Below are 26,487 nucleotides of genomic sequence, written 5' to 3' on the forward strand. Positions count from 1 at the left end.
GCAAACCTTTTCCTACACGACCTAGTTTTTTCAAACGACATTTGCCAGATAATCTCTTGAAAAATGAAATTAATTTCCCCGTAAAACTTGACGCCTACCAACAAACCCAATACTATCTATAAAGTTCTAACCATTATACATATACAGAAAATCATGGCGTCATTAAAAACGATTTCTTTAGCCGTAGCAGGTTTGTCCGTATCCGCAGCTTCTCATGCCCAAACATTCTCCGGTTACTCGCCAGACCAGGTCGGTATGGCGATGATGCGTTTAAGCGCCTCTCCTTTAGATCATAATAAGAAAACACCTCTAAAATCAGGCAGTATTTGGGCGAAATTGCGCAAAGACTTCCGTATGGGCGAAGTCAATCCGGAATTGGTGCGCAATCATGAGAGCCGTTTTAGTTCCAGCTCCGCTTATTTCGCCCGCACCGTTGAGCGCAGTAAGCCTTATATGTCTTATATCGCCGGTGAAGTTGAAAAACGTAATATGCCGGCCGAAATTGCTTTATTACCTTTTATCGAGAGCGCTTACGTCAATAAAGCCAAGTCTCATGTTGGTGCCTCCGGCTTATGGCAATTTATGCCTTCCACCGGCCGACATTACGGTTTGGAACAAACCTCTCTTTATGATGGCCGTCATGATGTAGAGGCTGCTACAGACGCCGCACTTAACTATCTACAATATCTGCACGGACTATTTGGCGATTGGTCGCTTGCCTTGGCCGCATACAACTGGGGTGAAGGCAACGTGAGCCGTGCGGTCAATCGAGCTCGTGCCCAAGGACTGGAGCCGGTATACGAAAACCTGCGCATGCCAAATGAAACGCGCAATTACGTGCCGAAATTGATGGCTGTGCGCAATATCGTGCGAGACCCTCAATATTACGGTATCAACCTTGCTGAAATCGATAGCAAACCTTATTTCAAAGCCGTTACGCTTGATCAGCCTATTGATATTTCTGCCGCCGCACGCTTGGCCGATATTAGCGAAAGTGAGTTTCTCGCTTTGAATCCTGCCTTTAAAGCACCGGTATTTGTTCCTAATCAGAAGCGTAAAATGTTGTTGCCGGTTACTGCGGTAGCAACCTTTGAAAAAAATTATAAAAAAGCAGATAAAGCAACCTTATTGTCATGGGACGTTTATAAAACTCAGGATGCAACGAGCCTAGCCAGTATTGCTGCTGAAACAGGAACCAGCTTAAGCGAACTGAAGCGTTTGAACGGCTTGAAAGGTAGCTCTGTACAAGGCGGGTATAGCCTTCTGGTGGCCAAGAATGGTGGCGGTAACAGTAGCTATATCGACTTTGCCAGTATCGATAAAGACCTTGACCCGGGTAATAACAAAATGCAGACGGTCGAACCGATGTCAAAACCGGTTGATGTTCGTATTTTGGCCGATGCGAAACCTGTAATGCCCAAACCGGTTGTAGTGCAGACTGTTGCCACCAGAGCAACAGAATCTGCGCCGGCAGCTATCCCAGCCCCAGCACAACAGGCATTCGTAGCCACTCGGGCTAAACAAACTGAAACAACGCCTGTTTATGTTACAACCACCCAGAAACCGGTAGTTCAGGCTCAACCCACCGCTGTTGCTATTAACCAACCTTTATCTTTACCGACAGAGGCCGAGGCAAAACCTTCGATTCCGCAAAATCTGACTTCTAACGCTCAAGCCGAAGCTGCAAAACCGATAACCGAAGCAGCCGTTACTCAGCCGCAAGAAATTCTTACTGCACAAACAAACAAAGCACTGGAATCCGCTCCGGCGACTCAGGATGCAGTTTCTGTGGCAGCAGCCGAAGCAGGGCAATCTAAAGATGAATTGCAACTCTTGGCAGAGCAAAGCAGCGCTGCGGAAAGTATCCGCAGTGCGCTTGTTCGTTATGAAGAAGACGAAGCCCGTGCGGCGAAGGCTCGTTTGGCTTTGGCTAAGCAGCAAGAGCGCACCCAAGCCCGTTTGGCTCGTGCACAACAACAGATGCTGGCTGCAGGAACGCATCGTGTAACGGACGGAGATACTATGTATAATATTTCCCAACGTTACAACATTAGCGTTGCGGATTTGGCCACCATTAATAATATTCGTGGTAACAACATCCAAAAAGGACAGGTGTTGAAAGTGGTGCTTGATGGAAACGGCTCGCAAAATTTCCATTCGGTGTCTTACACCGTACGCAAAGGCGATACGTTGAATACCATTGCCAACCGGTTTAACGTAGATATTAACGATATCCGGCGTTGGAATCGGAATACCCGAACGGTGACACCGGGGCAGAGAATCAATCTGATTGGTATTTAATCAATCTCAATTATAAAATGCCTGTCTGAAAATGTTTTCAGACAGGCATTTTATTTGACTATTTGCTTTTCTCTACAATAAAACATTAATTCGGTATGATTGACGAGGTTCATCAAAATAAATGGGTGATTTATGGATTTGGATGCTAAAGCTTTATTAAAAACATTGGGTAAACAAGCCAAAGAGGAGGCTTCGGTTCGGACCGAACAAGAAAAAAAGGCGGCAAGGCAGCTTGAAGAAGACGTTGATTTTAAAAAAGCGATGCAGGATGCCAAGCCGTTGAAAAATCAAAATCGCTATATTGAGCCTAGGGATACTTCTCCTATCAAGCCTCGAAAACAACATGACACGGGGCTGGAGGAACAAGATTATTTTTATGTAGGAGAAGGCCAATGGCAGAATATTCCCGCTGTTTTCAGTAAAAACGGGCGTGGACAACAAGATATAAAGCGATTGCAGAGAGGAGAATATCCCGTAGTTGCAGATGTCGATTTGCACGGCTACACACAAGAAGAAGCGCAACAAGTGTTAAACGAATTTATTGAATTCACACAACAAAGAGGCGTGTGCGGCGAAATTATTCACGGAAGTGGTTTGGGTTCTTCAGGTTATCAACCAGTTTTAAAAAATCTGGTGCGTCGCTGGCTAATGCAACACCCGGATGTTTTGGCTTACGTCGAACCGCATAAAAACAATGACGGAGCGGTCAGGATTTTGTTGAAACGCAAATGGCAGTGCGGTGCAGGAGACAAGAAAAAATGAAAGGTTATTTTTAAATTTTTTAACATTGCCGCTTTCTAAATAAATTGTAGAGAATCGATTCGTTTTTGATTGTCGTATGCGTTTTTCTTGTTCGGTTTTTCCGAAAAAATATATTCTTTCACTCAAAATCGAATATTTAAGAAAACACTTTTCAATCGATTCCATTAACATCGGTTAGGAAAATAATATCGGGTTTGCCAGTGCGTGAGATTGCTGCTAGCATTAGCGAGGAAGCTGGTAGTTATTGATAAAGCGATGGAATTGCTTGATTCTGTTTGCTTTGAGTTGTAAGTTGTCAACCGATTGTTTTATATATTCTTTATACAAATTTAATGTTTGCTTTGTATTGTTAAGGTCTTGATGTTTTCGAAAATGAAAATATACAGGTTTGATAATTTTAAGCGCTTTAATTAACTCAACTGAAGGGATAGTCATTATGTCCACCCAAATTCAAGATGTTGATCCGATTGAAACCCAGGAATGGCTGGATGCTTTAAGCTCGGTTCTGGAAACCGAAGGTACCGAGCGCGCCCATTTCCTATTGGAAAATCTGGTGAAATACACCCGTCGTCGTGGCGTTCATATGCCATTTGATGCGACGACTGCCTATTTGAATACCATTCCGGTCGGTAAGGAGCAAAAATCTCCCGGCAACCATGAAATGGAACATCGCATTCGTTCTATTATCCGCTGGAATGCCGCAGCCATGGTATTGAAAGCAGGTAAAAAAGATTTAGAATTGGGTGGCCATATTGCTTCTTTCCAGTCAGCCGCTACTTTGTATGATGTTGGCTTTAATCATTTCTGGCACGCCAAAGGCAAAGATGGCGAAGAAGGCGATTTGGTTTTTTCGCAAGGTCACTCGGCTCCCGGTATTTATGCTCGTGCTTTCGTTGAAGGCCGTTTGAGCGAAGAGCAACTTAACCATTTCCGTCAAGAAGCCGACACTAATGGCTTGTCTTCTTATCCCCACCCTTATTTGTTGCCTGATTTCTGGCAATTCCCGACTGTATCCATGGGTTTAGGCCCGTTGATGGGTATTTATCAGGCACGTTTCCTGAAATACCTTGAGTCTCGCGGACTGACCAAAACCAAAGGCCGTAAAGTTTGGGTATTCTGCGGCGATGGTGAAATGGATGAGCCGGAAAGCCAAGGCGCTATCTCTTTAGCAGCTCGCGAAGGCTTGGATAATTTGATTTTTGTGATTAACTGTAACTTACAGCGCCTTGATGGCCCGGTGCGCGGTAATGGCAAAATCATTCAAGAATTGGAAGGCAACTTCCGCGGAGCCGGTTGGAATGTGTTGAAAGTAATTTGGGGCAGCCGTTGGGATGCATTGCTCGCAGCCGACACCAATAATGCTTTGAAACAACGCATGAATGAATGTTTGGACGGTGACTACCAAACTTATAAATCAAAAGACGGCGCTTATGTGCGCGAACATTTCTTCAATACGCCCGAATTGAAGGCGATGGTTGCCAATATGTCTGATGACGAAATCTGGGCGTTGAACCGTGGCGGTCACGATCCGCATAAAGTTTATGCTGCTTATTATGAAGCCGTAAACAATTCAGATGGTCGTCCGACCGTTATTTTGGCGAAAACCATTAAAGGTTACGGTATGGGTGCGTCCGGCGAGGGTCAGAACGTAGCTCACCAAGCTAAAAAAATGGATATGGCTTCTTTGAAACAGTTCCGCGACCGTTTCGAAATTCCGGTAACCGACGAGCAAATTGAGAGCGGAGATCTGCCTTTCTACCGTTTCAGCGAAGACAGCCCGGAAATGCAATATCTGCGCGAGCGTCGTAACGCTTTGGGTGGTTATTTGCCACAACGTAATCCAAACACCGAACCGTTGCCTATTCCTGCTTTGGAAACATTCGATGCTCAATTGCAATCCAGTGGCGACCGTGAGTTTTCCACTACGATGGCATTCGTACGCATCTTGTCTACTTTGTTGAAAGATAAGCAAATCGGTAAACGCATTGTGCCGATTGTGCCGGATGAAAGCCGTACGTTTGGTATGGAAGGTATGTTCCGCCAATATGGTATTTGGAATCCGAAAGGCCAGCAATATACGCCGCAAGATAAAGACCAGTTGATGTTCTATAAAGAATCGATTGACGGTCAGATTCTGCAAGAAGGTATTAACGAACCGGGCGCAATGGCAGACTGGATTGCTGCGGCCACAAGCTACGCAAACAACCGTTATGCGATGATTCCGTTCTATATTTATTATTCAATGTTCGGTTTCCAACGTATTGGCGATTTGGCCTGGGCGGCAGGCGACATGCGTGCCCGCGGCTTCTTGGTTGGCGGCACTGCCGGTCGTACTACGCTGAACGGCGAAGGCTTGCAGCACGAAGATGGTCATAGCCAAGTTCAAGCCGATTTAATTCCGAACTGCGTCAGCTACGATCCGACCTTCCAATACGAGGTGGCTGTGATCGTTCAGGATGGTTTGCGCCGCATGTATGCCGAGAATGAAGACGTATGGTATTACCTGACCGTGATGAATGAAAACTATGTTCATCCGGCCATGCCCCAACGAAAAGGCATTGAACAAGAAATCTTGAAAGGTATGTACTTGCTCAAAGAAGGCGGTAAGAGCGATAAGAAAGTCCAACTGATGGGTTCGGGTACCATCTTGAACGAAGTGATTAAAGCGGCCGACTTACTGAAAAATGACTTCGGTGTAGAAGCCAATATTTGGTCTTGCCCGTCATTCAACTTGTTGCATCGCGATGCAATTAAGGTTGAGCGCCACAACCGCCTGCATCCTTTGGAAGATCGGAAAGTGCCGTTTGTGACTCAGCAGTTACAAGGCCATGAAGGCCCTGTAGTGGCTGCATCCGATTATGTTCGCAGCTTTGCCGATCGCATTCGTGCTTACATTCCGAATGATTACCATGTATTGGGTACCGATGGCTTCGGACGCAGTGATTCTCGAGCCAACTTGCGCCGTTTCTTTGAGGTAGACAGCTACAGCGTGGCCGTTGCAGCTCTGAGCGCATTGGCTGATCAAGGCAAAGTTAGCCGTGAGACTGTGCAGCAGGCCATTGAAAAATACGGTATCAAAACCGACACCGCGCCTAGCTGGGAACGCTAAGTAGATATTTCAGACAGGCTTTAATCATTGAAGCCTGTCTGAAAACGGATTTTGAATGGTTCTAACGAAATAACCGGTTGTCGATTCCCTTCGCAACCGTTAAAGGAAAATCACGATGAGTCAAATCGTAGAAATCAAAGTACCCGACATTGGTGGTCACGAAAATGTAGACGTCATTGCCGTGGAAGTGAAAGCCGGCGATACCATCGCCTTAGATGATACCCTGATTACTCTGGAAACAGACAAGGCCACAATGGATGTACCGGCGGATGCGGCCGGCTTGGTCAAAGAAGTAAAAGTTAAAGTGGGCGATAAAGTTTCGGAAGGCAGTGTAATCGTATTGGTTGAGGCAGCAGGTGCAGCTGCTTCGGCTGCGCCAGCGCCAAAAACAGAATCTACTCCGGCAGAGGCGGCTCCGGTTGCGCCTGCCGCTGGTGGTTCAGTAAGCAAAGTGGAAGTTCCGGATATTGGCGGACATGAAAATGTAGATGTGATCGCCGTAGAAGTTAAGGCAGGCGATACCGTTGCTTTAGACGATACATTGATTACGTTGGAAACCGATAAAGCGACTATGGATGTGCCGTCTACCGCGGCAGGTGTGGTGAAAGCCGTTTACGTAAAAGTAGGCGATAAAGTTTCACAAGGTGCCGTAATTGTTGAAGTGGAAGGCGCCGGTGCGTCTGCTTCCGCAAGTGCCGCTCCTGCGCCGGCTGCAGCTGAAAAACCGGCTGAAGCGCCAAAAGCAGCACCTGCTCCAGCGGCTGCGGCACCTGCCTCTGCAACGCCTCCGGCCGCTTTTGGTAATACGCCGGTTAATGAAGCTGGATTTGCCAAAGCTCATGCAGGCCCGTCGGCGCGTAAATTGGCACGCGAATTGGGTGTGGACTTAAGCTTGGTTAAAGGCAGCGGCCTGAAAGGCCGTATTGTCGGCGAAGACATCAAGGCCTTTGTGAAAGCCGCTATGCAAAGTGGCGGTGTTCAGGGGGCTTCAGCCGGAGCATCTTTGGGCGGCGGTTTAGACTTGCTGCCGTGGCCAAAAGTTGATTTCAGCAAATTTGGTGAAATTGAGGTTCAACCGCTTTCCCGCATTAAGAAAATTTCCGGTCAGAATTTATCGCGTAACTGGGTGATGATTCCTCACGTTACCGTGAATGATGAAGCCGATATGACAGACCTGGAAGCGTTCCGCCAGCAGCTTAACAAAGAGTGGGAGCGCGCCGGTTTGAAATTGTCGCCACTGGCTTTTGTTATCAAAGCTTCGGTAACTGCACTGAAAGCGTTCCCTGAATTCAATTCTTCGCTTGATGGCGACAATCTGGTATTGAAAAAATACTATAACATCGGTTTTGCCGCTGATACGCCAAATGGCTTGGTGGTGCCGGTCATTAAAGATGCCGATAAGAAAGGTCTGAAAGAGATTTCGCAAGAGTTGACCGAGTTGAGCAAAAAAGCCCGCGAAGGAAAACTTAAACCGAATGAAATGCAAGGTGCAACCTTTACCATCTCCAGCTTGGGCGGTATCGGCGGAACAGGCTTTACTCCGATTGTGAATGCACCGGAAGTGGCTATTTTAGGTGTTTGCAAATCACAAATGAAACCGGTTTGGAACGGTAAGGAATTTCAACCGCGTCTGATGTGCCCGTTGTCATTGTCGTTTGACCACCGTGTGATTGACGGTGCGGCCGGTATGCGCTTTACCGTGTTCTTGGCGAATCTGCTGAAAGACTTCCGCCGCATTACACTGTAACGCTTTTCAGACAGGCATTAGGGTTAATGCCTGTCTGAAAAAACATGACCGAAGCAACTTGTAAAAAGGTTTGCTTGCCAGAAAGGTTTATAGAATGAGCTTGATTGAACTCAAAGTGCCCGACATCGGCGGGCATGAAAACGTAGACATTATTGCCGTGGAAATTAAGGCCGGCGATACTGTTGCAATTGAAGATACTTTGATTACTTTGGAAACAGACAAAGCGACGATGGATGTGCCTGCAGAAGCCGCCGGTGTGGTTAAAGAAGTCAAAGTGAAAGTCGGCGATAAAATCTCCGAAGGCGGTGTGATTGCCGTTATTGAAGCAAGCGGTGCATCTGCTGAAGTACCCGAAGTAAAAGCCGCTCCGGCACAAGAAGCGCCTAAAGCAGCGACTCCGGCGCCACAAGCCGCTCAGTTTAATGGTTCGTCGGATGCTGAATATGATGTTGTAGTATTGGGTGGCGGTCCTGGCGGTTATTCGGCAGCCTTTGCCGCGGCAGATGAAGGCTTGAAAGTGGCGATTGTGGAGCAGTACAGCACTTTGGGCGGTGTTTGCCTAAACGTGGGTTGTATTCCTTCTAAAGCATTGTTGCATAATGCAGCAGTGATTGATGAAGTGCGTCACCTGAAAGCAAACGGTATTTCCTATCCCGAGCCGGAAATAGATATTAATATGCTGCGCGGCTATAAAGAAAAAGTCATCGGTAAATTGACCGGTGGTTTGGCCGGTATGGCAAAAGCCCGCAAGGTTGATATCGTTCAAGGTTTCGGTAAATTTTTGGATGCCAACCACATCGAAGTAGCGTTGACTCAAAGCAGTGAATATGAAAAATCTGCTGAGACTGGCGAGAAGAAAACCATAGGATTCAAGAACTGTATTATTGCGGTAGGAAGCCGCGTGGTTAACTTGCCGTTTATCCCGAAAGATCCGCGTATTGTCGATTCTACCGGTGCGCTGGCTTTGGCAAATGTGCCGGAGAAAATGCTGATTATCGGCGGTGGTATTATCGGCCTCGAAATGGGTACCGTATACAGCACGCTGGGAGCCCGTTTGGATGTGGTTGAAATGATGGATGGCCTGATGCAAGGTGCCGATCGCGATTTGGTTAAAGTTTGGCAGAAATTGAACGAATACCGTTTCGATAACATTATGACCAATACCAAAACCGTTGCAGTGGATGCCAAAGAAGACGGCATTTATGTAACGTTTGAAGGAGCCAATGCGCCGAAAGAACCTCAGCGTTACGACTTGGTTTTAGTTGCTGCGGGCAGGGCGCCTAACGGTAAATTGATTGATGCGGAAAAAGCCGGTGTTGTGGTCAGCGAAAGAGGCTTTATCGAAACCGATAAACAAATGCACACTAATGTACCGAATATCTACGCTATCGGCGATGTGGTTGGTCAGCCTATGCTGGCTCACAAAGCGGTGCACGAGGGCCATGTGGCGGCAGAGAACTGTGCCGGACACAAAGCCTACTTTGATGCTCGCGTGATCCCGGGTGTGGCCTATACCGACCCGGAAGTGGCTTGGGTAGGTGTAACGGAAACGCTGGCCAAAGAGCAAGGAATCAAGATTACCAAAGCCAGTTTCCCGTGGGCTGCTTCCGGCCGTGCGATTGCCAACGGTTGTGACCAAGGCTTTACTAAGTTGATTTTCGATGCTGAAAGCGGCAAGATTATTGGCGGTGGTATCGTGGGCCCCAACGGTGGTGATATGATTGGTGAGATTTGCTTGGCGATTGAGATGGGTTGCGATGCCGAAGATATTGGCAAAACCATTCATCCGCATCCTACTTTGGGTGAAACCATTGGTTTGGCAGCTGAAGTGGCGTTAGGCACCTGCACCGATTTGCCTCCGCAACGCAAAAAATAATAAACTGCTAAATGAGTGGTTTAACTGTGAAAAACCGCAACCGTTTTTAAACGGTTGCGGTTCTTTTTTAATCATAGCAAAATGAAATCTGAATTTAATGCTTTAAAGACAGATTGATAGGATTTCTTATGAATTTAAAACCACTTTCTATTTTAATAACAACATTGCTTGTTACCGCTTGTTCTCAAAATCAATCTGAATCGTCAAATCAGGTATCGGATGGTTCACAAAAAACTTCTGAAAAGGCCGAGCAAAGCCAGAGTGAGAAAGAGCGCTGTGTTGCGCTTAAAAATATAAAGATGAACGATACGGTTATTACCCAAGCTGATTGGGTTGCCGTCGGCCCTTTGCCTAAAGATTCTGCCGCCGGCTTGACTGGTGCATCAAGTGAAATCGCCGATATGAATTATTCCGCTCATTGCATGATATCCGGAGAGATGGAGAAACGAAATGGTGCAGATGGAAAGCCTTACCATATCGGTTTCCAATTGCGCCTGCCTGAAAATTGGAATAAGAAATTTCTTTTTCAGGGCGGCGGCGGCACCGACGGTTTTATAGCGCCGGCAGTGGGTAGCGTTCCTTCTCACGGCTCTACCGCCGTGCCTGCGCTCAAACGCGGCTATGCGGTGGTTAGTATGGATGGCGGGCATCAAGATATGACGCCTGCTTTCGGAGCGGATCAACAGGCAAGAATTAATTTTGCTTATGCTGCCATTGGAAAAGTTACCGCGGTTGCCAAGCAATTAATCGAAACCATGTATCACGACAAACTTCAGTACAGCTATTTTATGGGCTGCTCCAACGGGGGCAGGGAGGCTATGATGGCTGCCATGCGTTATCCGCTGGAATTTGATGGGGTTATTGCAGGTAATCCGGGTTTTCGGCTTTCAAAAGCGGCAATGGGCGAAGCTTGGGACAGTCAGCATTTTCTTGCTGCTGCTCCTAAAAACGCTCAAGGGCAGCGTATTGTGGCCAACGCGCTGACTCAGCAAGACCTCGATTCGCTTACTGCCGGGATTCTTAACCGTTGCGATGCTAAAGACGGGTTGAAAGATGGCATTGTTAATCAATGGGAACATTGTGATTTTAAACCGGAAATGGTGCAAGATAAAATCGGCGAAGAGAAAGTAGCCTTGCTTAACGCCGTTTTCAATGGTGCGAAGAACAGCCGAGGCGATCACATTTATAGTGGATGGCCTTATGATGCAGGCATTAATTCACCTGGTTGGCGTGCTTGGAAAATAGGCACTTCGCAAACGGCCGAACCGAATGCGCTTAATTTCACGTTGGGTGCAGGATCATTGCCCAACTATTTTATGACACCGCATAGCCCTAGGTTCAGCATACTGGATTTTAATTTTGATACTGATCCGGCTAAAACCGTGCAAGTGGGCGGCATCAATGATGCTGATTCCACTGATTTGAGCACCTTTAAAGCACGCGGCGGTAAGATGATTGTCTTTGAGGGAGTGTCTGATCCGGTATTTTCTGCTAACGATTTGCGCGATTGGTATCTGCAATTGCAGCAGGATACTGCTAATGCGCGAGAAGCCGTTCGCTTGTTCAATATTCCGGGCATGACTCATTGCGGAGACGGCCCGGCTCTTGATAATTTTGATCCGCTTACTGCGTTGGAAAATTGGCATGAAAAAGATGTGGCACCGGAGTCTATGGTTGCTACAGGAAAAGCTTTTCCCGGCAAATCACAACCTCTTTGCGCTTATCCGAAAACGGCGAATTATGTGGGCGGCGATAAAAATCAGGCGGCAAGTTTCGAATGTCGTTAAAGATGACTGCCAGTGTTTTTGACTTATCCCGCGTATTGAAGAAGATTTGTTAAACCTAAGTGTGATTGGTCTCTGATGCGGGCAGCTGGTTGTAAAAAGCAATCCGGGCTGATAATGCTGTTATAGCGTTGTCAGCCCGGATAAGCTTGTCTGAAAACGAAGTATGGCAAAGCGCTTTAAAGCCGTTTTGCGACGGTAAGCGGCTGCTCTGATTCACTCCTTATTTTTCAGACAGGCATCAAATGCCTTGTACATCGAATACCGTGTCGATTTTATTCCATTGCTCGGTTTCGTAGGTTAGCGCGTCGGCGGTCAATAGGTTTTCATCCAGCCAGTTTTGATTGATGCGCAGGGTAAATTTATGGCTTTCCGGGTCGAAGCGCAGTTGAGTAAACGGGGGAAGGGTAAGCGGAAGGCGAGCACGGTTGAATAATACGGATAACCTTAGGGCGGTAATGGCAAACCACATCATCAGGTTATTGCCGGCCAGATCAGCCATTTTGCGCAGGTCGCCGCGCTGCCCTAAGACGAGCGTGGATAAGATTTGCTGCTCTTTGCGTGAAAAACCCGGCATATCGGCGTTTTCAAGAATGTAGGCGCTGTGTTTGTGATAGGCGGTGTGTGCAATGTCGATACCGGCTTCGTGCAATAGGGCCGCCCAGTTTACATATTGTTGCCAGTGTGCAAGCTCTTGCACGGATGCGGTTTGCGCCAAGCTTTCCATAAAAATTCGGGCGGTAGCGGATACGCGTGCGGCTTGGCTGGGAGAAACGTGATAGCGCTGCTGAAACTGGGCAACGGTTTGATCCCGCATGTCGACATTGAGCTGGCGGCCGATTAAGTCGTAAAACACACCGTCGCGCAGAGCGGCTTCGGTAACGATCATTTTTTGAATTTCCAGCTCTTCAAATGCGGCCATCATAACGGAGAGCCCGCCGGCAAAAACTTCAATGCGCTCGGGTTTGAGGTTTTCAAAGCGGGCTTTTTTTACGCTGCCGGCCTGGCAGATGCGTTTGACAAGCTCTTGCATGCCGGCGTAGGTAATGTCTTCTCCCATCTTTAAATCTGCTGAAATCACGTCGCGGATTGATTTGGCCGAGCCGGAGGTGCCGACGCTGAAATCCCAGCCGGTGCGTTTGTAGAGTTTGCTGATGCGTTGAATTTCGGTGCGGGCGGCGGTAATGGCGGCTTTGAAATCTTTTTCGGTGATTTTGTTTTGGAAAAAGCGCATGCTGTAGGTAACACAACCCAACGGCAAGCTCTCGGTATTGGCCGGTTCGAGGTGGGCGCCGATAATGAATTCGGTTGATCCGCCGCCGATGTCGATGACCAGCATGCGTTCGCCGTTGGGCGGTAGGGTGTGGACTACGCCGGTGTAAATCAGGCGAGCTTCTTCGCGGCCTGCAATGATTTCGATGGGAAAACCCAATGCGGCTTCGGCTTTGGGCAGGAATTCGGAGATGTTTTTGGCGACGCGGAAGGTGTTGGTGGCGACGGTGCGGACTTGATCGGGAGAAAAACCGCGCAGGCGTTCGCCGAATTTGGTCAGACAATTGAGCGCGCGATCTTGCGAGGCCGGGTCGAGTTTTTTATGTTCGTCGAGGCCGGCGGCAAGGCGCACCATTTCTTTGATGGAGTCGATAACTTTGAGTTGGCCATTGTTATTTTCGCAGATTTGCAGACGGAAGCTGTTGGAGCCGAGGTCGACTGAAGCAAGCATGTTTTGAGATGTTGTCATGATGGTTCGGGGGTGTAAGTTATGCAATATTGTTTTTCAGACAGGCATTTTAAGATGAATGCCTGTCTGAAAACATGCTTTGTTTGCCGTTGGCAAACGACGATATATTACTGTCTGCCAGAATGTTTGTCATCTTCACCGATAAAGGTGTTAGTTTGGGGTTGTAACGGCCGATTTTGTTAATGCCTGCCTGAAAATTTTTCAGACAGGCATTGTTTATGCGGAACGGGTTGTGCCTAAAAACAGGTGGTAGGCGGCATTGTCGCTTTCATCGTAGCAGGCATAGCCAACGTTTTGCAGAAACTCGGCAAAAGCGGCCGTGTCTTGCTCCGGTACGTCGATGCCAACCAATACGCGGCCGTAGTCGGCACCGTGGTTACGATAGTGAAACAGCGTGATGTTCCAATCGGTTTGCATATGGTTGAGAAAGCGCGCCAACGCACCCGGCCGCTCGGGAAATTCAAACGTAATCAGCCGTTCGTTGGCGATTTTATCGGTGCGGCCGCCGACCATGTAGCGGATGTGGATTTTAGAAATTTCATCGCCGGAAAGATTAATATTGGGCAGCCCGGCTGCGGTCAGCTCTTGGCCGATGAGTTCGATGTCGCGTGCGCCGGCGGTTTGAATGCCGACAAAAATATGGGCGACGCGGTCATCGCCGTAGCGGTAGTTGAATTCGGTAATGTTGCGGCTGCCCAGCACGTTGACGAACTTGCGAAAGCTGCCGGGTGTTTCCGGAATGGAAACGGCAAAAATGCCTTCGTGCCCTTCGCCCAATTCGCTGCGTTCGGAAACATGGCGCAGACGATGGAAATTCATGTTGGCGCCGCTGTTAACGGCGATGAGGGTCTGATTATGGCAGTTTTCGCGTTCGATGTAGGCTTTGAGGCCGGCTAAGGCCAGTGCGCCTGAGGGTTCTGTGATGCTGCGGGTGTCGTCGTAAATGTCTTTTACTGCGGCGCAAATGTCATCTGTGTCTACCAGAATGATGTCGTCGAGCAGATCGCGGCAGAGGCGGAAGGTTTCTTCGCCTACCAGCTTAACCGCCGTGCCGTCGGCAAACAGGCCGACGTCTTTCAATTCTACGCGCCGGTTTTGCTCGATGGATTGCTTCATCGCGCAGGCGTCAAAGGTTTCTACGCCGATGACTTTGATTTCAGGGCGTACGTTTTTAATGAAGGCCGCTATGCCGGCTGCCAATCCGCCGCCGCCAATGGCAACGAAGATGGCATCGATGCGCTTCGGATGCTGGCGGATAATCTCCAAGCCGATGGTGCCTTGTCCGGCAATTACGTAAGGATCATCGAAGGGCGGAATGTAGGTTAACCCGCTTTCCGAAACCAGTTTCATTGCGTGATCGTAGGCATCGTTGTAAGACACGCCTGCGAGCACAACGTTGCCGCCGCGCGCTTTGACTGCGTCAATTTTAATTTGAGGCGTGGTTTCCGGCATCACGATGGTGGCCTCGCAACCCAAATGTTGAGCAGACAAAGCGACGCCTTGTGCATGGTTGCCCGCGCTGGCCGTAATCACGCCTTTTGCCAGTGCTTCTGATGAGAGCGAAGCCATTTTGTTATAAGCGCCGCGGATTTTAAATGAAAATACCGGTTGCAAATCTTCGCGTTTGAGCAGGATTCGGTTACCGGTTCGGCGTGATAGGTTGCGGGCGTCATCGAGCGGCGTTTCGGCGGCCACGTCGTATACGGAGGCGGTTAAGATTCGGGTCAGATAGTCGGAATGCAGTTTTGGATTCATGGTAGTGCTGCGTTGGATTGGGAAAATAAAATATACCGGCTGCGGTTTAGGATAAAACCGCAGCAGGCCGCCTGTTTTTAGAATGAAGGATTAGGCCGGAAAAGTTGGAACCATACCTTGTGCGGCACGATAGTGCAAGCGGAAACTGATTTCATGTATAATCAATTAAAGTTTCACTTTAAGCCGCGCAATTTGCAACGGCTTTCTTTATTTTTCCGCTTCTTCGGCTACCCACTGATTTTATGAAAAAATACCTTTCTTGCTGGTTTTTGGCTGCTGTTTGCGCCGCTAATGCGGCCGACATGCCGAAAAAAGACGTTGCTCCCGCGGCCAAAGCAGCCTTGGCTTCGGCTACCAAGCCGCTTGCCGCGCCAGCTGCCCAAGCCGCATCATCTGCTCTTTCTGAGAAAGATGCTGCTGCTTTGCCCAAGCTGCCGGAGTTGGCGGCCACTGCTTATGCTGTAATGGATGCGCAAAGTAAGCAAATATTGGGCGCGCATAATCCCGATGCGAAAATCGAACCGGCATCATTAACCAAACTGATGACTGCCTATCTGGTGTTCAAAGCTTTGGATGGCGGTACGCTGAAGCCGGATCAAATGTTAAAGGTATCGGAAAAGGCGTGGAAAACCGGCGGTTCGCGCATGTTTTTAAGCCCGAACAAGGCGGTTAGCGTGAGCGATTTGCTTAAAGGTATGCTGGTACAGTCGGGCAACGATGCCACTGTTACCTTGGCGGAAGCTCTGGGCAACGGTTCGGAGGCGGAATTCGTGAAAAAAATGAACGAACAAGCCATCCGCCTCGGCATGCTGGATACGACGTTTAAAAATGCCACCGGCGAAGCGGTGGACGGCCACTTTTCTACCGTTAAAGATTTGTTGAAACTGGCTGCCTCGGTTGCTCAGGATTTTGCACGTTATTATCCGATTTTTTCTATGAAATCGTTTACTTATAACGGAATCGAGCAGCCGAACCGCAATCTGCTGCTTTATCGTGACAACAGCATCGACGGCATGATTTCCGGTCATTCGCCCACCGCGGGCTACAACCTGATTTCTTCCAGCAACCGTAACGACAGGCGTGTGATTGCGGTTTTGGTCGGCACGGAAAGCCCTGAAGCCCGTGCGGCGGAGAGCAGTAAATTATTGAATTGGGCGCTGCAATCGTTTGATACGCCCAAGCTCTACAATGCAGGGCAGGTGATTTCGCGGGTAAAGGTTTATAAAGGCAGTGAAAAATCGGTCAACGTAGGCTTTATTGAACCGGTGTATCTGACTATTCCGCATGCTGAGGGCCAGAAAATCAAACCTGTGCTGGAGACCGTGCAGCCCGTGGTGGCGCCGATACATACAGGCCAGGAATTGGGCAAATTGAAAATTACCTATGCAGACAAAGTGTTGGCGGAAAGAAAAGTGGTGGCGCTCAGCCCGGTTAAAGAAGCCAATTGGTTTGTGCGTTTATTAGATAACATCAAGCTTTGGTTTAAAAATATTTTCAGTTGAAGCCGGCTTGATTGGCTATACACATAATGCCTGTCTGAAAAGTTTTCAGACAGGCATTGCGCTTAAAGTGGCGCCAATCCCTGTTTTCAAGCCATTGTGCTAAAATTCCGTCTTAATTTTTTTTCTTTAATTTTTCTTCAAACACATCTTATGGCAAACCCATCTCAATACAGCGAATCCAGCATTACCGTTCTTAAAGGCTTGGAGCCGGTTAAAGAGCGCCCGGGCATGTATACCCGAACGGAAAGTCCGACGCATATCTGTCAGGAAGTGATTGATAACGCTGCCGACGAGGCGCTCGGCGGTTTTGCCGACCGGATTGAAGTGGAAATCCATGATGACGGTTCGCTTTCTGTGCGCGACAACGGCCGCGGTATTCCGGTGGGCTTGCATCCGAGCGAAGGCTTGCCGGTGGTCGAATTGGTGTTTACCCGTTTGCATGCGGGGGGAAAGTTTAATAAGAAAGAAGGCGGCAGCGCTTATGCGTTTTCAGGCGGCTTGCACGGCGTGGGCGTGTCGGTAACCAATGCGCTTTCCACTCGGTTGGAGGTAACCGTTAAGCGCGAAGGCAAAGTCCATCGTATCGTGTTTGCGGGCGGCGATGTGATTGAGCCTTTGGCGCAAATCGGCAAGTGTGCGGTCAAGGATTCCGGTACGGAAGTGCGCGTGTGGCCCGATGCCAAATATTTTGAAAGCCCGAATTACAGCATCACGGAGCTGGAACGCTTGTTGCGCGCGAAGGCGGTGTTGCTGCCCGGGGTAACCGTTACACTGACGCGGCCGGTGAAAAGCCTGTCTGAGAACCAAACCCAAACTTGGCATTATCCTAACGGGCTAAAAAGCTATCTGGCCGATTTAATCAACGAAGCGCAGGAAGCGGTGCCGATATTTTCGTCTGAAAATTATATTTCAAACGGCCATGAAGGCGATTTCAGCATAGGCGAGGGCGCGGCGTTTGCTTTAACTTGGCTGGAAGAAGGCGCCTGCAACAGCGAAAGCTATGTCAATCTGATTCCTACGCCGCTGGGCGGCACGCATGAGGCGGGGCTGAAACAGGCGGTATTCGGCGCAGTGAATAATTTTATCAACCATCATAATCTGTTGCCGCGTGGCGTGAAGATTCAGAGTGATGATGTGTTTAGTCGAGTGGCTTTTGTGCTGTCCGCCCGCGTTCTCGATCCGCAGTTTCAAGGTCAAACCAAAGATAAGCTGACTAACCGTGATGCGCTGAAATTGGTGTCGGCCGTATCGGGCGATCCGCTGGAATTGTGGCTCAACCAAAATGTGGAAGCGGGTAAAAAAATTGCCGAGCTGGCCATCCGGCAGGCGCAGGCGCGCATTCGTTCGGTTAAGAAAATCGAAAAGAAAAAAGGCAGCGGCGTGGCCGTGTTGCCGGGCAAACTGACCGATTGCGAAAGCGAAGATATTCGCGAAAACGAGTTGTTTTTGGTGGAGGGCGATTCGGCCGGCGGTTCGGCCAAATTGGCGCGCGATAAGGCAACGCAGGCGATTTTGCCCTTGCGCGGCAAAGTGCTCAACAGCTTTGAAGTTCATCCCGATCAATTATTCGGCAATGCTGAAATCCATGATATTTCGGTGGCCATCGGTGTCGATCCTCATATGCCGGGCGAGCGTGCCGATTTGAGCGGTTTGCGCTACGGCAAGATTGCCATTCTTTCCGATGCGGACGTTGACGGTTCGCATATTCAAGTTTTGCTGTTGACGCTGTTTTACCGCCATTTTCCGCAACTGGTTGCCGAGGGGCATATCTATGTGGCGCAGCCGCCGTTGTTTCGCGTGGATGTGAATGCGCAGGGCAAAAGCAAGCCGGCACGCAAGTTTTATGCACTCGATCAAACCGAGCTGGACGGTATTTTGGAACGATTGCAGAAAGAAGGTGTCAAAGAAACGGCCTATTCCATCAGCCGTTTTAAAGGCTTGGGCGAAATGAACCCCGACCAGCTGAAAGACACCACTATGAATCCGGATACCCGACGTTTGCTGCGGGTGGATATTCCCGATGGCGCGGGCGAAGAAACCTATGATATTTTTGTGAAGCTGATGGGCAAAGGCGAAGCCGCCGCCCGCCGTGCGTGGATGGAGCGGGAAGGCGATAAGGCGGAAGTGGATATCTGAGGAGCAAGGTATGAAAACACCCAAAATTGCCGTTATCGGCAGCATCAATATGGATTTGGTTACCACGGCAGAGCGGTTTCCGAAGCCCGGAGAAACTTTGTTGGGCAGCGATTTTCGGCAGTTTATGGGTGGTAAGGGTGCCAATCAGGCAGTGGCGGCAGCGCGGTTGGGCGCGGAAGTGGCTTTAATCGGCGCCGTAGGTGCAGACGATTTCGGCCAAGCCTTGCTGGACAATTTACAGCGCGAAGGGGTGGATTCCGGCGCGGTAAGCATTATTTACGACCGGCCGAGCGGTATGGCCAATATTACCCTTGCTGAAGAGGACAATCACATTATCGTCATTTCGGGCGCCAATTTTGCCCTGACGCCGGAGCATATCCGAAAGGAAGAAGCACGTATTGCCGATGCCGATGTTGTTATGGCGCAGTTGGAAACGCCTGTGGAGACCGTAACCGAAGCGGCGCGGCTGGCGAAAAAATACGGTAAACCGTTTATTCTCAACCCCGCTCCGGCGCAAAAACTGCCGCAGGATTTGTTGGATTTAACCGATATCCTAACGCCCAATGCACACGAGCTCGCCATTAGTTTGGGTTTGCCGGCAAACCTTGCGCCGGAAGCGATGCTGAAGCAGGCATCTTGTCAGGTGGTTATGACGCAGGGCGCCGATGGCGTGCTGTTTAATGATGAAACCGGCACGCAGCATCGTCAGCCGAGTTTTCCCGTAACGCCGGTGGATACCACAGGAGCGGGTGATACATTCAATGCCGCGTTAGCCGTTTTCCTGCATTTAGGTTTGAAACAGGCGGTTAAGCAAGCGTGTGCCGCCGCTGCCATTTCCGTTACCCGTATGGGCGCGCAAGGCGGTATGCCAACCAAAGGCGAACTGCAAGCGTTTCTGGCTCATCGGGGTCGTTGTGCTAACAAGACGGAACCGACAGTCGGAATATAAGATAACCAATCATAAAGCCTGTCTGAAAACTTTTTCAGACAGGCTTTAATGGTTTTATAGAAGGTTTATCAATAAGCAGATTAAATTGCCAGTATATACATAGTTGAAGGATAAAGGCCGTTTACGATTTAGCGCCGGCGCGCGATGTCCGGCGTTGTCACGTGTACGTCGGCATTTTGCGCGCGTTGGCGCAAAGCGTGATCGATAAGCACCAATGCCGTCATGGCTTCGGCAATCGGCGCCGCACGAAGGCCGACACAAGGATCATGGCGGCCGTGAGTGGCGATTTCTACCGGATTGCCTTCGATATCAATCGATTGGCGCGGGGTGGCGATGCTGCTGGTTGGTTTGATGGCAAAATTGGCGGTAATAGTTTGGCCGGTGGAAATGCCGCCGGTGATGCCGCCAGCATGATTGCTTAGGAAACCTTCCGGCGTGAGTTCGTCGCCATGATAGCTGCCGCGCTGTGCCACCACATCAAATCCATCGCCGATTTCCACGCCTTTCACGGCATTAATGCTCATCAGCGCATGAGCCAGATCGGCGTCGAGCCGGTCGAATACCGGTTCGCCCAAGCCGACGGGCACGTTTTTTGCTTCGACCCGCAGCTTGGCGCCAACCGAATCCAGCGATTTGCGGATGCTGTCGACATAGCTTTCCAATTCGGCGATTTGCGATTGGTTGGCGGCGAAAAAAGGATTTTGGCTGATGTGTTCATAACCTTCGAAGCCAATCGGATGTTCGCCTATTTGGGTAACATAGGATACGATTTCTACGCCGAAATGCGCTTTCAGCCATTTTTTGGCAACGGCGCCGGCGGCAACGCGGGCAGCCGTTTCGCGGGCGGAGCTGCGGCCGCCACCACGATAATCGCGCGTGCCGTATTTGTGCCAATAAACGTAATCGGCATGTCCGGGGCGGAAGCGGCTGGCGATATTGCCGTAGTCTTTGCTACGTTGGTCGGTATTGCGGATTAACAGGGCAATCGGGGTGCCGGTGGTTTTGCCTTCAAACACGCCGGAGAGAATTTCTACTTCGTCGGCCTCGCGCCTTTGGGTTACATAACGGCTGGTGCCGGGTTTCCGGCGGTCGAGGTCGTGTTGGATGTCGGATTCGGATAGGGCTAAGCCGGGCGGGCAGCCGTCGATGATGCAGCCCAAGCCGGGGCCGTGGCTTTCGCCGAAGGTGGTTACGGTAAAAATTTGTCCGAAAGTGTTGCCGGCCATGATTGGGTGCCTTTATCTGTTTGCAGGGAAATTCGGAGCGATTTTAGCATAGGGCAGGCGGCTTTTCTGCGAATCTAAACACTTGTCCTGGCAAACGCCCAATTGGTGTAAAATAACAAAGTCTTAGCTTGAGCATGATTTTCAATATAACTTTTGCTTATATCATTCATGCGAATAGGTTATTTCCTTTTTCAGACAGGCATCTTTATGATTCGCCTTTAAATTTATAATCCCCAATTTTAAGGAAACCAAAATGGCACGTTTAACCGTACATACCGTGGAAACCGCTCCCGAAGCCGCTAAACCGCGTGTTGAAGCCGCTTTAAAAAACAATGGATTTTTGCCGAATTTAATCGGCGTTTTGGCTAATTCGCCTGAAGCGCTGGCGTTTTATCAGGAAGTGGGTAAATTAAACGGCAATACTTCGTTAACGGCGGGCGAGCGCGAAGTAGTGCAGATTATTGCAGCGAAAACCAATCAATGCGGCTTTTGCGTGGCCGGCCATACCAAACTGGCTACTTTGAAAAAACTGATGTCGGCGCAATCCATCGAAGCTTCACGCGCAGTGAATCCTGCCGGATTTGATGATGCTAAATTAAGCGCGCTCGCTGATTTTACCGTTGCCGTAATGGCCAATAAAGGCAATGTTTCTGATGCCGAGCTGAAAGCCTTTTTTGATGCGGGCTACAACCAGCAGCAATCGGTGGAAGTGGTGCTGGGCGTGGCTCTGGCAACTTTGTGCAACTACACTAATAATCTGGCACGTACTGAAATCAACCCTGAATTGCAAGATTTCGCCTGATTTTCTGTTGCTCGGAATGCCTGCTTTCAGACAGGCATTCCGCTATCAGGCTTCAAACTGCTGTTTTCGCTTTTAAAAACCCATCCGAACCTTTTGAGAACCCCCATGTCCTGTGAAATATTATTAAAAAATGTGGCCGAGCTGGTGCAGGCCAAATTGGTGCCGCTGGTAAACGATATCGACCGCAAGGGTTTGTATCCCGAAGATTTTCTGCGCGAACTGGGGCGTATCGGCGGCTTTGCCTGCGTTGGGAATGAGGAAGAAGGTGGAAACGGCTTGGGCTTGTCGGCCCAGATTGCCGTGTTAAGAGAAATCGGCAAGGTGTGCGGGTCGACATCCTTCTCTGCGTGGTGTCAGGCCGCCTGTGCATGGTATCTGTATCAGACACCGAATCAAGCGGTGAAGCGTTATCTGCCGGATGTGTTGAGCGCCAAAACGCTGGCCGGTACCGGCATGTCGAATACCGTTAAGCACCTGGCCGGCATCGAAGAACATTTATTGCAGGCGCAGCAAACCGAAGGCGGTTATATCGTGAACGGTATTTTGCCGTGGGTTTCCAATTTGGGCGAAACGCATATTTGGGCCAATACGGCGCAAACCGATGACGGCTATGTAATGTTTATTACCGGCGCCGAGCGGGAAGGCGTGTCGCTGATTGCCTGCCCTGAATTTTGTGCATTGGAAGGCACGCGCACGTTTGCCATCAAATTTGAAAATGTATTCGTTCCACATGACGACGTTTTGGCCGAACCGGATCAGTTTTCGGCATTTATCAAATCGATTAAGGCAGGCTTTATCCTGCTGCAAATCGGCATTGGTGCCGGCATTATCGATGGCTGCCTGCAAGAAATTAATTTATCCAATATCGGCAGCGAAACCAATTATTTTCTGGATAACGGCTTTGACGAATTACAGGCGCGCTATCAGGTGTTGCTGGAAAAAACCGTTCATCTGGCCGATGAAACGTGGAGTGGCTCAAGTAATATACTGGAAACGTTGCAAGCTCGTGCCGATGCTTCCCAGCTTTGCCTTGATGCGGCGCAATCTTCCGCATTGCATGCCGGTGCCAAAGGTTATTTGATGAGTAGCCCGGTGCAGCGCCACATGCGAGAAGCTTTGTTTGTTGCCATCGTTACGCCGGCGTTGAAACATCTGCGCAAAGAAATCAGCGAATTGGAATTTATGGGCGGCGAAGAGTTTTCCATCTGACTATTAACCCGCCCAATCAATCGCATAGGCCGCCTGAAAGAACGTAATCTGTTTTTCAGACGGTTTGTTTTATCGCCAACTTGTTTTTATCAATGCCTGTCTGAAAATATGCCCGGCAGGCCTATCGGAAGCCACACTATGAGCGCCTTATCCGTTACCCATCTTTCACTCGGCTATCCCCATGAGGGCGGTGTTAAAACCATTTTGCAGGATTTCTCGCTGGAAGTGGAATCCGGCCAGTTGGTTAGTTTGCTCGGCCCCAGCGGCGTGGGTAAATCTTCTTTATTGCGGATTTTGGCCGGCCTGAACCGACCGTTGCAAGGCAAGGTAACTTTGTTTGGCGATGTGGTGGAACAGCCGCACCCGCGTGTGGGCTTCGTTTTCCAAACCGCCTCGCTACTGCCTTGGCTGAATGTGCGCGACAACGTGGCCTTCGGCTTAGACTTCAAAAAACAACCGCATATTGATAAAGCCGACTTAAAAAGCCGCGTGGATGACGCGCTGGCGGAAGTAGGGCTCAGCCACGCGGCCGATAAGTTTCCGGCAGAACTTTCAGGCGGTATGGCGCAGCGGGTTTCCCTTGCCCGCGCACTTGCCCGCCAGCCGCAGGTGTTGTTGTTGGACGAGCCGTTTTCTGCGCTGGATGAAGTTATTCGGGCGCAAATGCAAGATTTGCTGCGCCAGATTGTGCATAAGCGCCAGACAGCCGCCGTAATGGTTACGCATGATATCGACGAAGCCTTGCTGGTTTCCGACCGCATCGTTCTGATCGGGCAAACACCCGGCCGTATTTTAGGTACTTGGCAGCCGACGCAAGCGTTTCCGCGCCACGATAAATTGTGGGAAATGAACACCATGCGCGGTGAAATTTTGCAATCGCTTCATCAGGCGCAGCAATATACGGCGCAAACCTCGATTGATTTCATGATTTGATTATCGGGTTTCGGGCAGGCCTTTAATCTGATAAAACAGAAGAAAAAGCGTTGCCGCCCGATATTTTCAGACAGGCATCGAATGCCTGTCTGAAAACCATAATGCCGATATACGCAATGCCGATATACGCTGCCGCTTTCCATCCAACAGCTTTACACTGAAATTTTATTTACCTTGATATGATGCACACCCGTCGCGATTTCCTCAAACTTTCCGCCTTATTCAGTGCAGCTGCCGCATTGCCATTATTGCAAGCCTGTTCCAATAGGGCTTCTGCCAATCCTAATGCGCCGCTGACCATCGGCTACCTGCCGATTCTCGATGCAACGCCGCTTCTGGTGGCACATGGCAGGGGTTTGTTTCAACAGAGGGGCGTCGAAGCCGTTAAGCCCGTTTTGTTTCGTTCGTGGGCCAGCTTGGTGGAGGCTTTTTTAAGCGGGCAGGTTAATCTGATTCACGTGCTCTCGCCGATGAGCGTGTGGATGCGTTACGGCAGCAAGGCGCCGGTGCGCGCGCTGATGTGGAACCATACCTGCGGCTCGGCGCTGACCGTGCGGCAGGATATTAACGGCGTGCAAGATTTACAGGGTCAAACGGTGGCGATTCCGTTTTGGTATTCCATTCACAATGTGATCGTGCAGCAGATAATTCGAAAGGCGGGCCTAACGGTGGTGGAGAAAAACCCGCAGGCGGGTCAGGTGCGGCTGACCGTGATGCCGCCTTCCGATATGGTGCCCGGTTTGGCTTCCAAGCAGATTGCCGGTTTTATCGTGGCAGAGCCTTTTAATGCGCTGGCGGAAGCCAAAGGCGTGGGTAAAGTGTTGCGCTTTTCGGGCGATATCTGGAAAGACCATGCCTGCTGCTTGTCGATGATGCACGACCACGATATCCAAAACCGGCCGGAATGGGTGCAGAAGGTTATTGGTGCTTTGGTGGAGGCGGCGGCATGGGCGAAAACGCATCGGGTGGAAACCGCAGATTTGCTTGCCAAGCAGGGGATTCAAAAATACACGCCACACGATGTGAAGGTGTTGCGTAGCGTGTTGCAGCCCGAACCGTTGGCATGGGCCAAATACGAGCGAGACGGTGCCATCCGGCATGTCGATTGGCACCAGAAGCGCATTGATTTTCAGCCTTATCCTTTTGTGTCGTATAGCAAGATGTTGATTGAATTGCTGCAGGAAACTCATCTGGCGGGCGTGAACAATTTTCTGGGCGAGTTGAATCCGGCGGCCGCGGCGGTAGAATTGTTTGATACGCGATTTGTAGAAAAGGCATTAAGCGAAGCCCATTTGCTGGATATGTTCGGCTTGCAAGAAGGGTTGACGAGAAAAGAGAGGTTTGAAATCTGAATGCCTGTCTGAAAACGAATGAGGAGATTTTATGTTGGCTTTTGTTTTAATGGCACTCGCCGCAGGCGCGGCATTGGCTTCTCAAGCGGCAATCAACAGCCAGTTGGCCAAAGGCCTGCTGGTACAGCCTCTGGTAGCGGCAACCGTTTCTTTTGCGGTCGGCACCGTAGTATTACTGATTTTATGCTTGTGGAAAGCGGATTTGGCGGGCGCATGGCAGCAGATGCCGCACCAATCGTGGTGGAAATATCTGGGCGGAGCTTTGGGCGCGGGATTTGTGTTTACCACCGTGTTGTTGGCGCCCAAGCTGGGCATCACGAATATGTTGTTTTTTGTGATTATCGGGCAGCTTTTAACGGCGGCGGTCATAGACCATTTCGGTTTGATTCATATGCCGGTGCGCCCGCTGCAAATTTGGCATTTGGCCGGTTTACTTGTGATGGCGGCGGGGCTGGGTTTGTTTTTCTTCGGCAGGCGTCTGTTCGGTTAGGCAAAACCGCTTTTTCGGAACGCACATCAAAATAGGAAATAAAATGAAATTGAACCACTTTTTGCTTGGCGGCCTGGGCCTCTTGCTCTTATTGATTGTATGGCAGCTCGGCACGATGCTTTTGGCGCAGAATATGTCGCTGGCTCATTTATTGTCGCCCGCGCCCGCTTTGAACAGCTTGGGCATTTTGTTGTCTGATGGCCAATTGTTGCCTCATATTTTGGCCAGCCTGAGGCGCGTGTTTGTCGGCTTGTTTTTTGCTTTGCTCATCGGCGTGCCGGTCGGCTTTATATTGGGCTTGTCGCCTAAAACGGAGCAAACCAGCAGCCCGGCGTTTCAGTTTCTGCGTATGATTTCTCCTTTGTCGTGGATGCCGGTGGTAGTGATGCTGTTTGGCATCGGAGATGCGCCGATTTATTTTCTGCTAGCTTTTGCCGCGGTGTGGCCGATTATTCTGAACACGGCATCCGGCGTGAAAAATATTAATAAGCAATGGCTGGAGCTGGGCCGTTCGCTTTCCGCAACGAAAGGCGAGATGCTGTTTAAAATCATGCTGCCGGCCGTTACCGGCGATATTCTCAACGGTTTGCGGCTGGCAATCGGTATCGTTTGGGTGGTGCTGGTGCCGTGCGAAATGTTGGGTGTGAACGAGGGATTAGGTTATTTCATTCTGGATACGCGCGACCGGCTGGCCTATTCGGAGCTGATGGCCGCGGTTGTGCTAATCGGCTTGATCGGTTGGGCGCTGGATAGCGGCGCCCGTAAGCTGGGAAACTGGTGGAAGCACGGTTGATTGCTTGAAATCAGGAATGC

General features: G+C 49.8%; 18 protein-coding genes. 15 read left to right on the forward strand and 3 right to left on the reverse strand.

All coding sequences use genetic code 11. From position 1 onward, the window contains the following. Nucleotides 1–153: 153 nt before the first annotated feature. The 6 genes from Q4A84_RS05810 to Q4A84_RS05835 all read left to right on the forward strand — a co-directional run bounded on the left by Q4A84_RS05810 (nucleotide 154) and on the right by Q4A84_RS05835 (nucleotide 11,582). A complete protein-coding gene (locus Q4A84_RS05810; protein WP_303087987.1) occupies nucleotides 154–2,301 on the forward strand; it encodes a LysM peptidoglycan-binding domain-containing protein in 2,148 nt (715 codons plus the stop codon). A 132-nt stretch (nucleotides 2,302–2,433) separates the two neighbouring features. Continuing rightward, entirely contained in the window at nucleotides 2,434–3,063 is a 630-nt protein-coding gene (locus Q4A84_RS05815; RefSeq protein WP_303087988.1) for a Smr/MutS family protein, read from the forward strand. Nucleotides 3,064–3,499: 436 nt separating this feature from the next. Next, on the forward strand, nucleotides 3,500–6,172 hold the full coding sequence (aceE, locus tag Q4A84_RS05820; RefSeq protein ID WP_303087989.1) for a pyruvate dehydrogenase (acetyl-transferring), homodimeric type: 2,673 nt from the start codon (nucleotides 3,500–3,502) through the stop codon (nucleotides 6,170–6,172). A 115-nt stretch (nucleotides 6,173–6,287) separates the two neighbouring features. Beyond that, complete coding sequence (gene aceF / locus Q4A84_RS05825; protein WP_303087990.1) at nucleotides 6,288–7,919, forward strand: dihydrolipoyllysine-residue acetyltransferase; 1,632 nt, start codon at nucleotides 6,288–6,290, stop codon at nucleotides 7,917–7,919. Between the two features lie 94 nt (nucleotides 7,920–8,013). After that, the gene (gene lpdA, locus Q4A84_RS05830; RefSeq protein ID WP_303087991.1) at nucleotides 8,014–9,795 is read left to right on the forward strand and encodes a dihydrolipoyl dehydrogenase; all 1,782 of its coding nucleotides are present in this window, start codon (nucleotides 8,014–8,016) and stop codon (nucleotides 9,793–9,795) included. Between the two features lie 299 nt (nucleotides 9,796–10,094). Continuing rightward, nucleotides 10,095–11,582, forward strand: coding sequence for a tannase/feruloyl esterase family alpha/beta hydrolase (locus Q4A84_RS05835; protein WP_303087992.1), 1,488 nt, complete (start codon nucleotides 10,095–10,097; stop codon nucleotides 11,580–11,582). 238 nt (nucleotides 11,583–11,820) lie between these two features. On the opposite strand, the gene ppx is transcribed toward Q4A84_RS05835, so the two are convergent. Beyond that, complete coding sequence (gene ppx / locus Q4A84_RS05840) at nucleotides 11,821–13,323, reverse strand: exopolyphosphatase (RefSeq protein WP_303088051.1); 1,503 nt, start codon at nucleotides 13,321–13,323, stop codon at nucleotides 11,821–11,823. A gap of 213 nt (nucleotides 13,324–13,536) precedes the next feature. Continuing rightward, nucleotides 13,537–15,075 (reverse strand): threonine ammonia-lyase, biosynthetic, encoded by a 1,539-nt coding sequence (gene ilvA / locus Q4A84_RS05845; protein ID WP_303087993.1) that lies wholly within the window; start codon nucleotides 15,073–15,075, stop codon nucleotides 13,537–13,539. A gap of 242 nt (nucleotides 15,076–15,317) precedes the next feature. Here ilvA and Q4A84_RS05850 point away from each other — a divergent pair, with 242 nt between their 5' ends. The 3 genes from Q4A84_RS05850 to rbsK all read left to right on the forward strand — a co-directional run bounded on the left by Q4A84_RS05850 (nucleotide 15,318) and on the right by rbsK (nucleotide 19,662). Then, nucleotides 15,318–16,577: a D-alanyl-D-alanine carboxypeptidase family protein gene (locus Q4A84_RS05850; RefSeq protein WP_303087994.1), complete on the forward strand. Its 1,260-nt coding sequence runs from the start codon at nucleotides 15,318–15,320 to the stop codon at nucleotides 16,575–16,577. Nucleotides 16,578–16,727: 150 nt separating this feature from the next. Further along, nucleotides 16,728–18,713, forward strand: coding sequence for a DNA topoisomerase IV subunit B (locus Q4A84_RS05855; RefSeq protein ID WP_303087995.1), 1,986 nt, complete (start codon nucleotides 16,728–16,730; stop codon nucleotides 18,711–18,713). A gap of 10 nt (nucleotides 18,714–18,723) precedes the next feature. Beyond that, entirely contained in the window at nucleotides 18,724–19,662 is a 939-nt protein-coding gene (rbsK, locus tag Q4A84_RS05860; RefSeq protein WP_303087996.1) for a ribokinase, read from the forward strand. A 128-nt stretch (nucleotides 19,663–19,790) separates the two neighbouring features. Here rbsK and aroC read toward each other — a convergent pair whose 3' ends face one another. Next, complete coding sequence (gene aroC / locus Q4A84_RS05865) at nucleotides 19,791–20,888, reverse strand: chorismate synthase (protein WP_303087997.1); 1,098 nt, start codon at nucleotides 20,886–20,888, stop codon at nucleotides 19,791–19,793. A gap of 253 nt (nucleotides 20,889–21,141) precedes the next feature. Between aroC and Q4A84_RS05870 the strand changes: the two genes are divergently transcribed. From Q4A84_RS05870 to Q4A84_RS05895, 6 genes are all read left to right on the forward strand, one after another. Next, entirely contained in the window at nucleotides 21,142–21,690 is a 549-nt protein-coding gene (locus Q4A84_RS05870; RefSeq protein WP_303087998.1) for a carboxymuconolactone decarboxylase family protein, read from the forward strand. A gap of 105 nt (nucleotides 21,691–21,795) precedes the next feature. Then, on the forward strand, nucleotides 21,796–22,899 hold the full coding sequence (locus tag Q4A84_RS05875) for an acyl-CoA dehydrogenase family protein (RefSeq protein WP_303087999.1): 1,104 nt from the start codon (nucleotides 21,796–21,798) through the stop codon (nucleotides 22,897–22,899). 138 nt (nucleotides 22,900–23,037) lie between these two features. Further along, nucleotides 23,038–23,832: an ABC transporter ATP-binding protein gene (locus Q4A84_RS05880; protein WP_303088000.1), complete on the forward strand. Its 795-nt coding sequence runs from the start codon at nucleotides 23,038–23,040 to the stop codon at nucleotides 23,830–23,832. Between the two features lie 179 nt (nucleotides 23,833–24,011). Further along, complete coding sequence (locus tag Q4A84_RS05885) at nucleotides 24,012–25,184, forward strand: ABC transporter substrate-binding protein (protein ID WP_303088001.1); 1,173 nt, start codon at nucleotides 24,012–24,014, stop codon at nucleotides 25,182–25,184. Nucleotides 25,185–25,215: 31 nt separating this feature from the next. Continuing rightward, nucleotides 25,216–25,674 carry a DMT family transporter gene (locus Q4A84_RS05890; protein ID WP_303088002.1) on the forward strand — a complete coding sequence of 153 codons (459 nt, stop codon included), beginning with the start codon at nucleotides 25,216–25,218 and terminating at the stop codon, nucleotides 25,672–25,674. 43 nt (nucleotides 25,675–25,717) lie between these two features. Beyond that, nucleotides 25,718–26,467 (forward strand): ABC transporter permease, encoded by a 750-nt coding sequence (locus Q4A84_RS05895; RefSeq protein ID WP_303088003.1) that lies wholly within the window; start codon nucleotides 25,718–25,720, stop codon nucleotides 26,465–26,467. Nucleotides 26,468–26,487: the final 20 nt, after the last annotated feature.

Origin of the sequence: Neisseria sp. (assembly GCF_030527965.1) — a bacterium.
In the GTDB taxonomy this organism is placed as follows: Bacteria; Pseudomonadota; Gammaproteobacteria; order Burkholderiales; family Neisseriaceae; genus Neisseria.

What these genes read in the sequence shown, in the direction of transcription:
- Q4A84_RS05885 (WP_303088001.1), top strand. Translation starts at nt 24,012, where the DNA reads ATGATGCACACCCGTCGCGATTTCCTCAAACTTTCCGCCTTATTCAGT.
- Q4A84_RS05835 (WP_303087992.1), top strand. Translation starts at nt 10,095, where the DNA reads ATGAACGATACGGTTATTACCCAAGCTGATTGGGTTGCCGTCGGCCCT.
- Q4A84_RS05895 (WP_303088003.1), top strand. Translation starts at nt 25,718, where the DNA reads ATGAAATTGAACCACTTTTTGCTTGGCGGCCTGGGCCTCTTGCTCTTA.
- Q4A84_RS05815 (WP_303087988.1), top strand. Translation starts at nt 2,434, where the DNA reads ATGGATTTGGATGCTAAAGCTTTATTAAAAACATTGGGTAAACAAGCC.
- Q4A84_RS05855 (WP_303087995.1), top strand. Translation starts at nt 16,728, where the DNA reads ATGGCAAACCCATCTCAATACAGCGAATCCAGCATTACCGTTCTTAAA.
- Q4A84_RS05810 (WP_303087987.1), top strand. Translation starts at nt 154, where the DNA reads ATGGCGTCATTAAAAACGATTTCTTTAGCCGTAGCAGGTTTGTCCGTA.
- Q4A84_RS05880 (WP_303088000.1), top strand. Translation starts at nt 23,038, where the DNA reads ATGAGCGCCTTATCCGTTACCCATCTTTCACTCGGCTATCCCCATGAG.
- Q4A84_RS05850 (WP_303087994.1), top strand. Translation starts at nt 15,318, where the DNA reads ATGAAAAAATACCTTTCTTGCTGGTTTTTGGCTGCTGTTTGCGCCGCT.
- aroC (WP_303087997.1), bottom strand. Translation starts at nt 20,888, where the DNA reads ATGGCCGGCAACACTTTCGGACAAATTTTTACCGTAACCACCTTCGGC.
- lpdA (WP_303087991.1), top strand. Translation starts at nt 8,014, where the DNA reads ATGAGCTTGATTGAACTCAAAGTGCCCGACATCGGCGGGCATGAAAAC.
- Q4A84_RS05890 (WP_303088002.1), top strand. Translation starts at nt 25,216, where the DNA reads ATGTTGGCTTTTGTTTTAATGGCACTCGCCGCAGGCGCGGCATTGGCT.
- Q4A84_RS05875 (WP_303087999.1), top strand. Translation starts at nt 21,796, where the DNA reads ATGTCCTGTGAAATATTATTAAAAAATGTGGCCGAGCTGGTGCAGGCC.
- aceF (WP_303087990.1), top strand. Translation starts at nt 6,288, where the DNA reads ATGAGTCAAATCGTAGAAATCAAAGTACCCGACATTGGTGGTCACGAA.
- Q4A84_RS05870 (WP_303087998.1), top strand. Translation starts at nt 21,142, where the DNA reads ATGGCACGTTTAACCGTACATACCGTGGAAACCGCTCCCGAAGCCGCT.
- ilvA (WP_303087993.1), bottom strand. Translation starts at nt 15,075, where the DNA reads ATGAATCCAAAACTGCATTCCGACTATCTGACCCGAATCTTAACCGCC.
- rbsK (WP_303087996.1), top strand. Translation starts at nt 18,724, where the DNA reads ATGAAAACACCCAAAATTGCCGTTATCGGCAGCATCAATATGGATTTG.
- aceE (WP_303087989.1), top strand. Translation starts at nt 3,500, where the DNA reads ATGTCCACCCAAATTCAAGATGTTGATCCGATTGAAACCCAGGAATGG.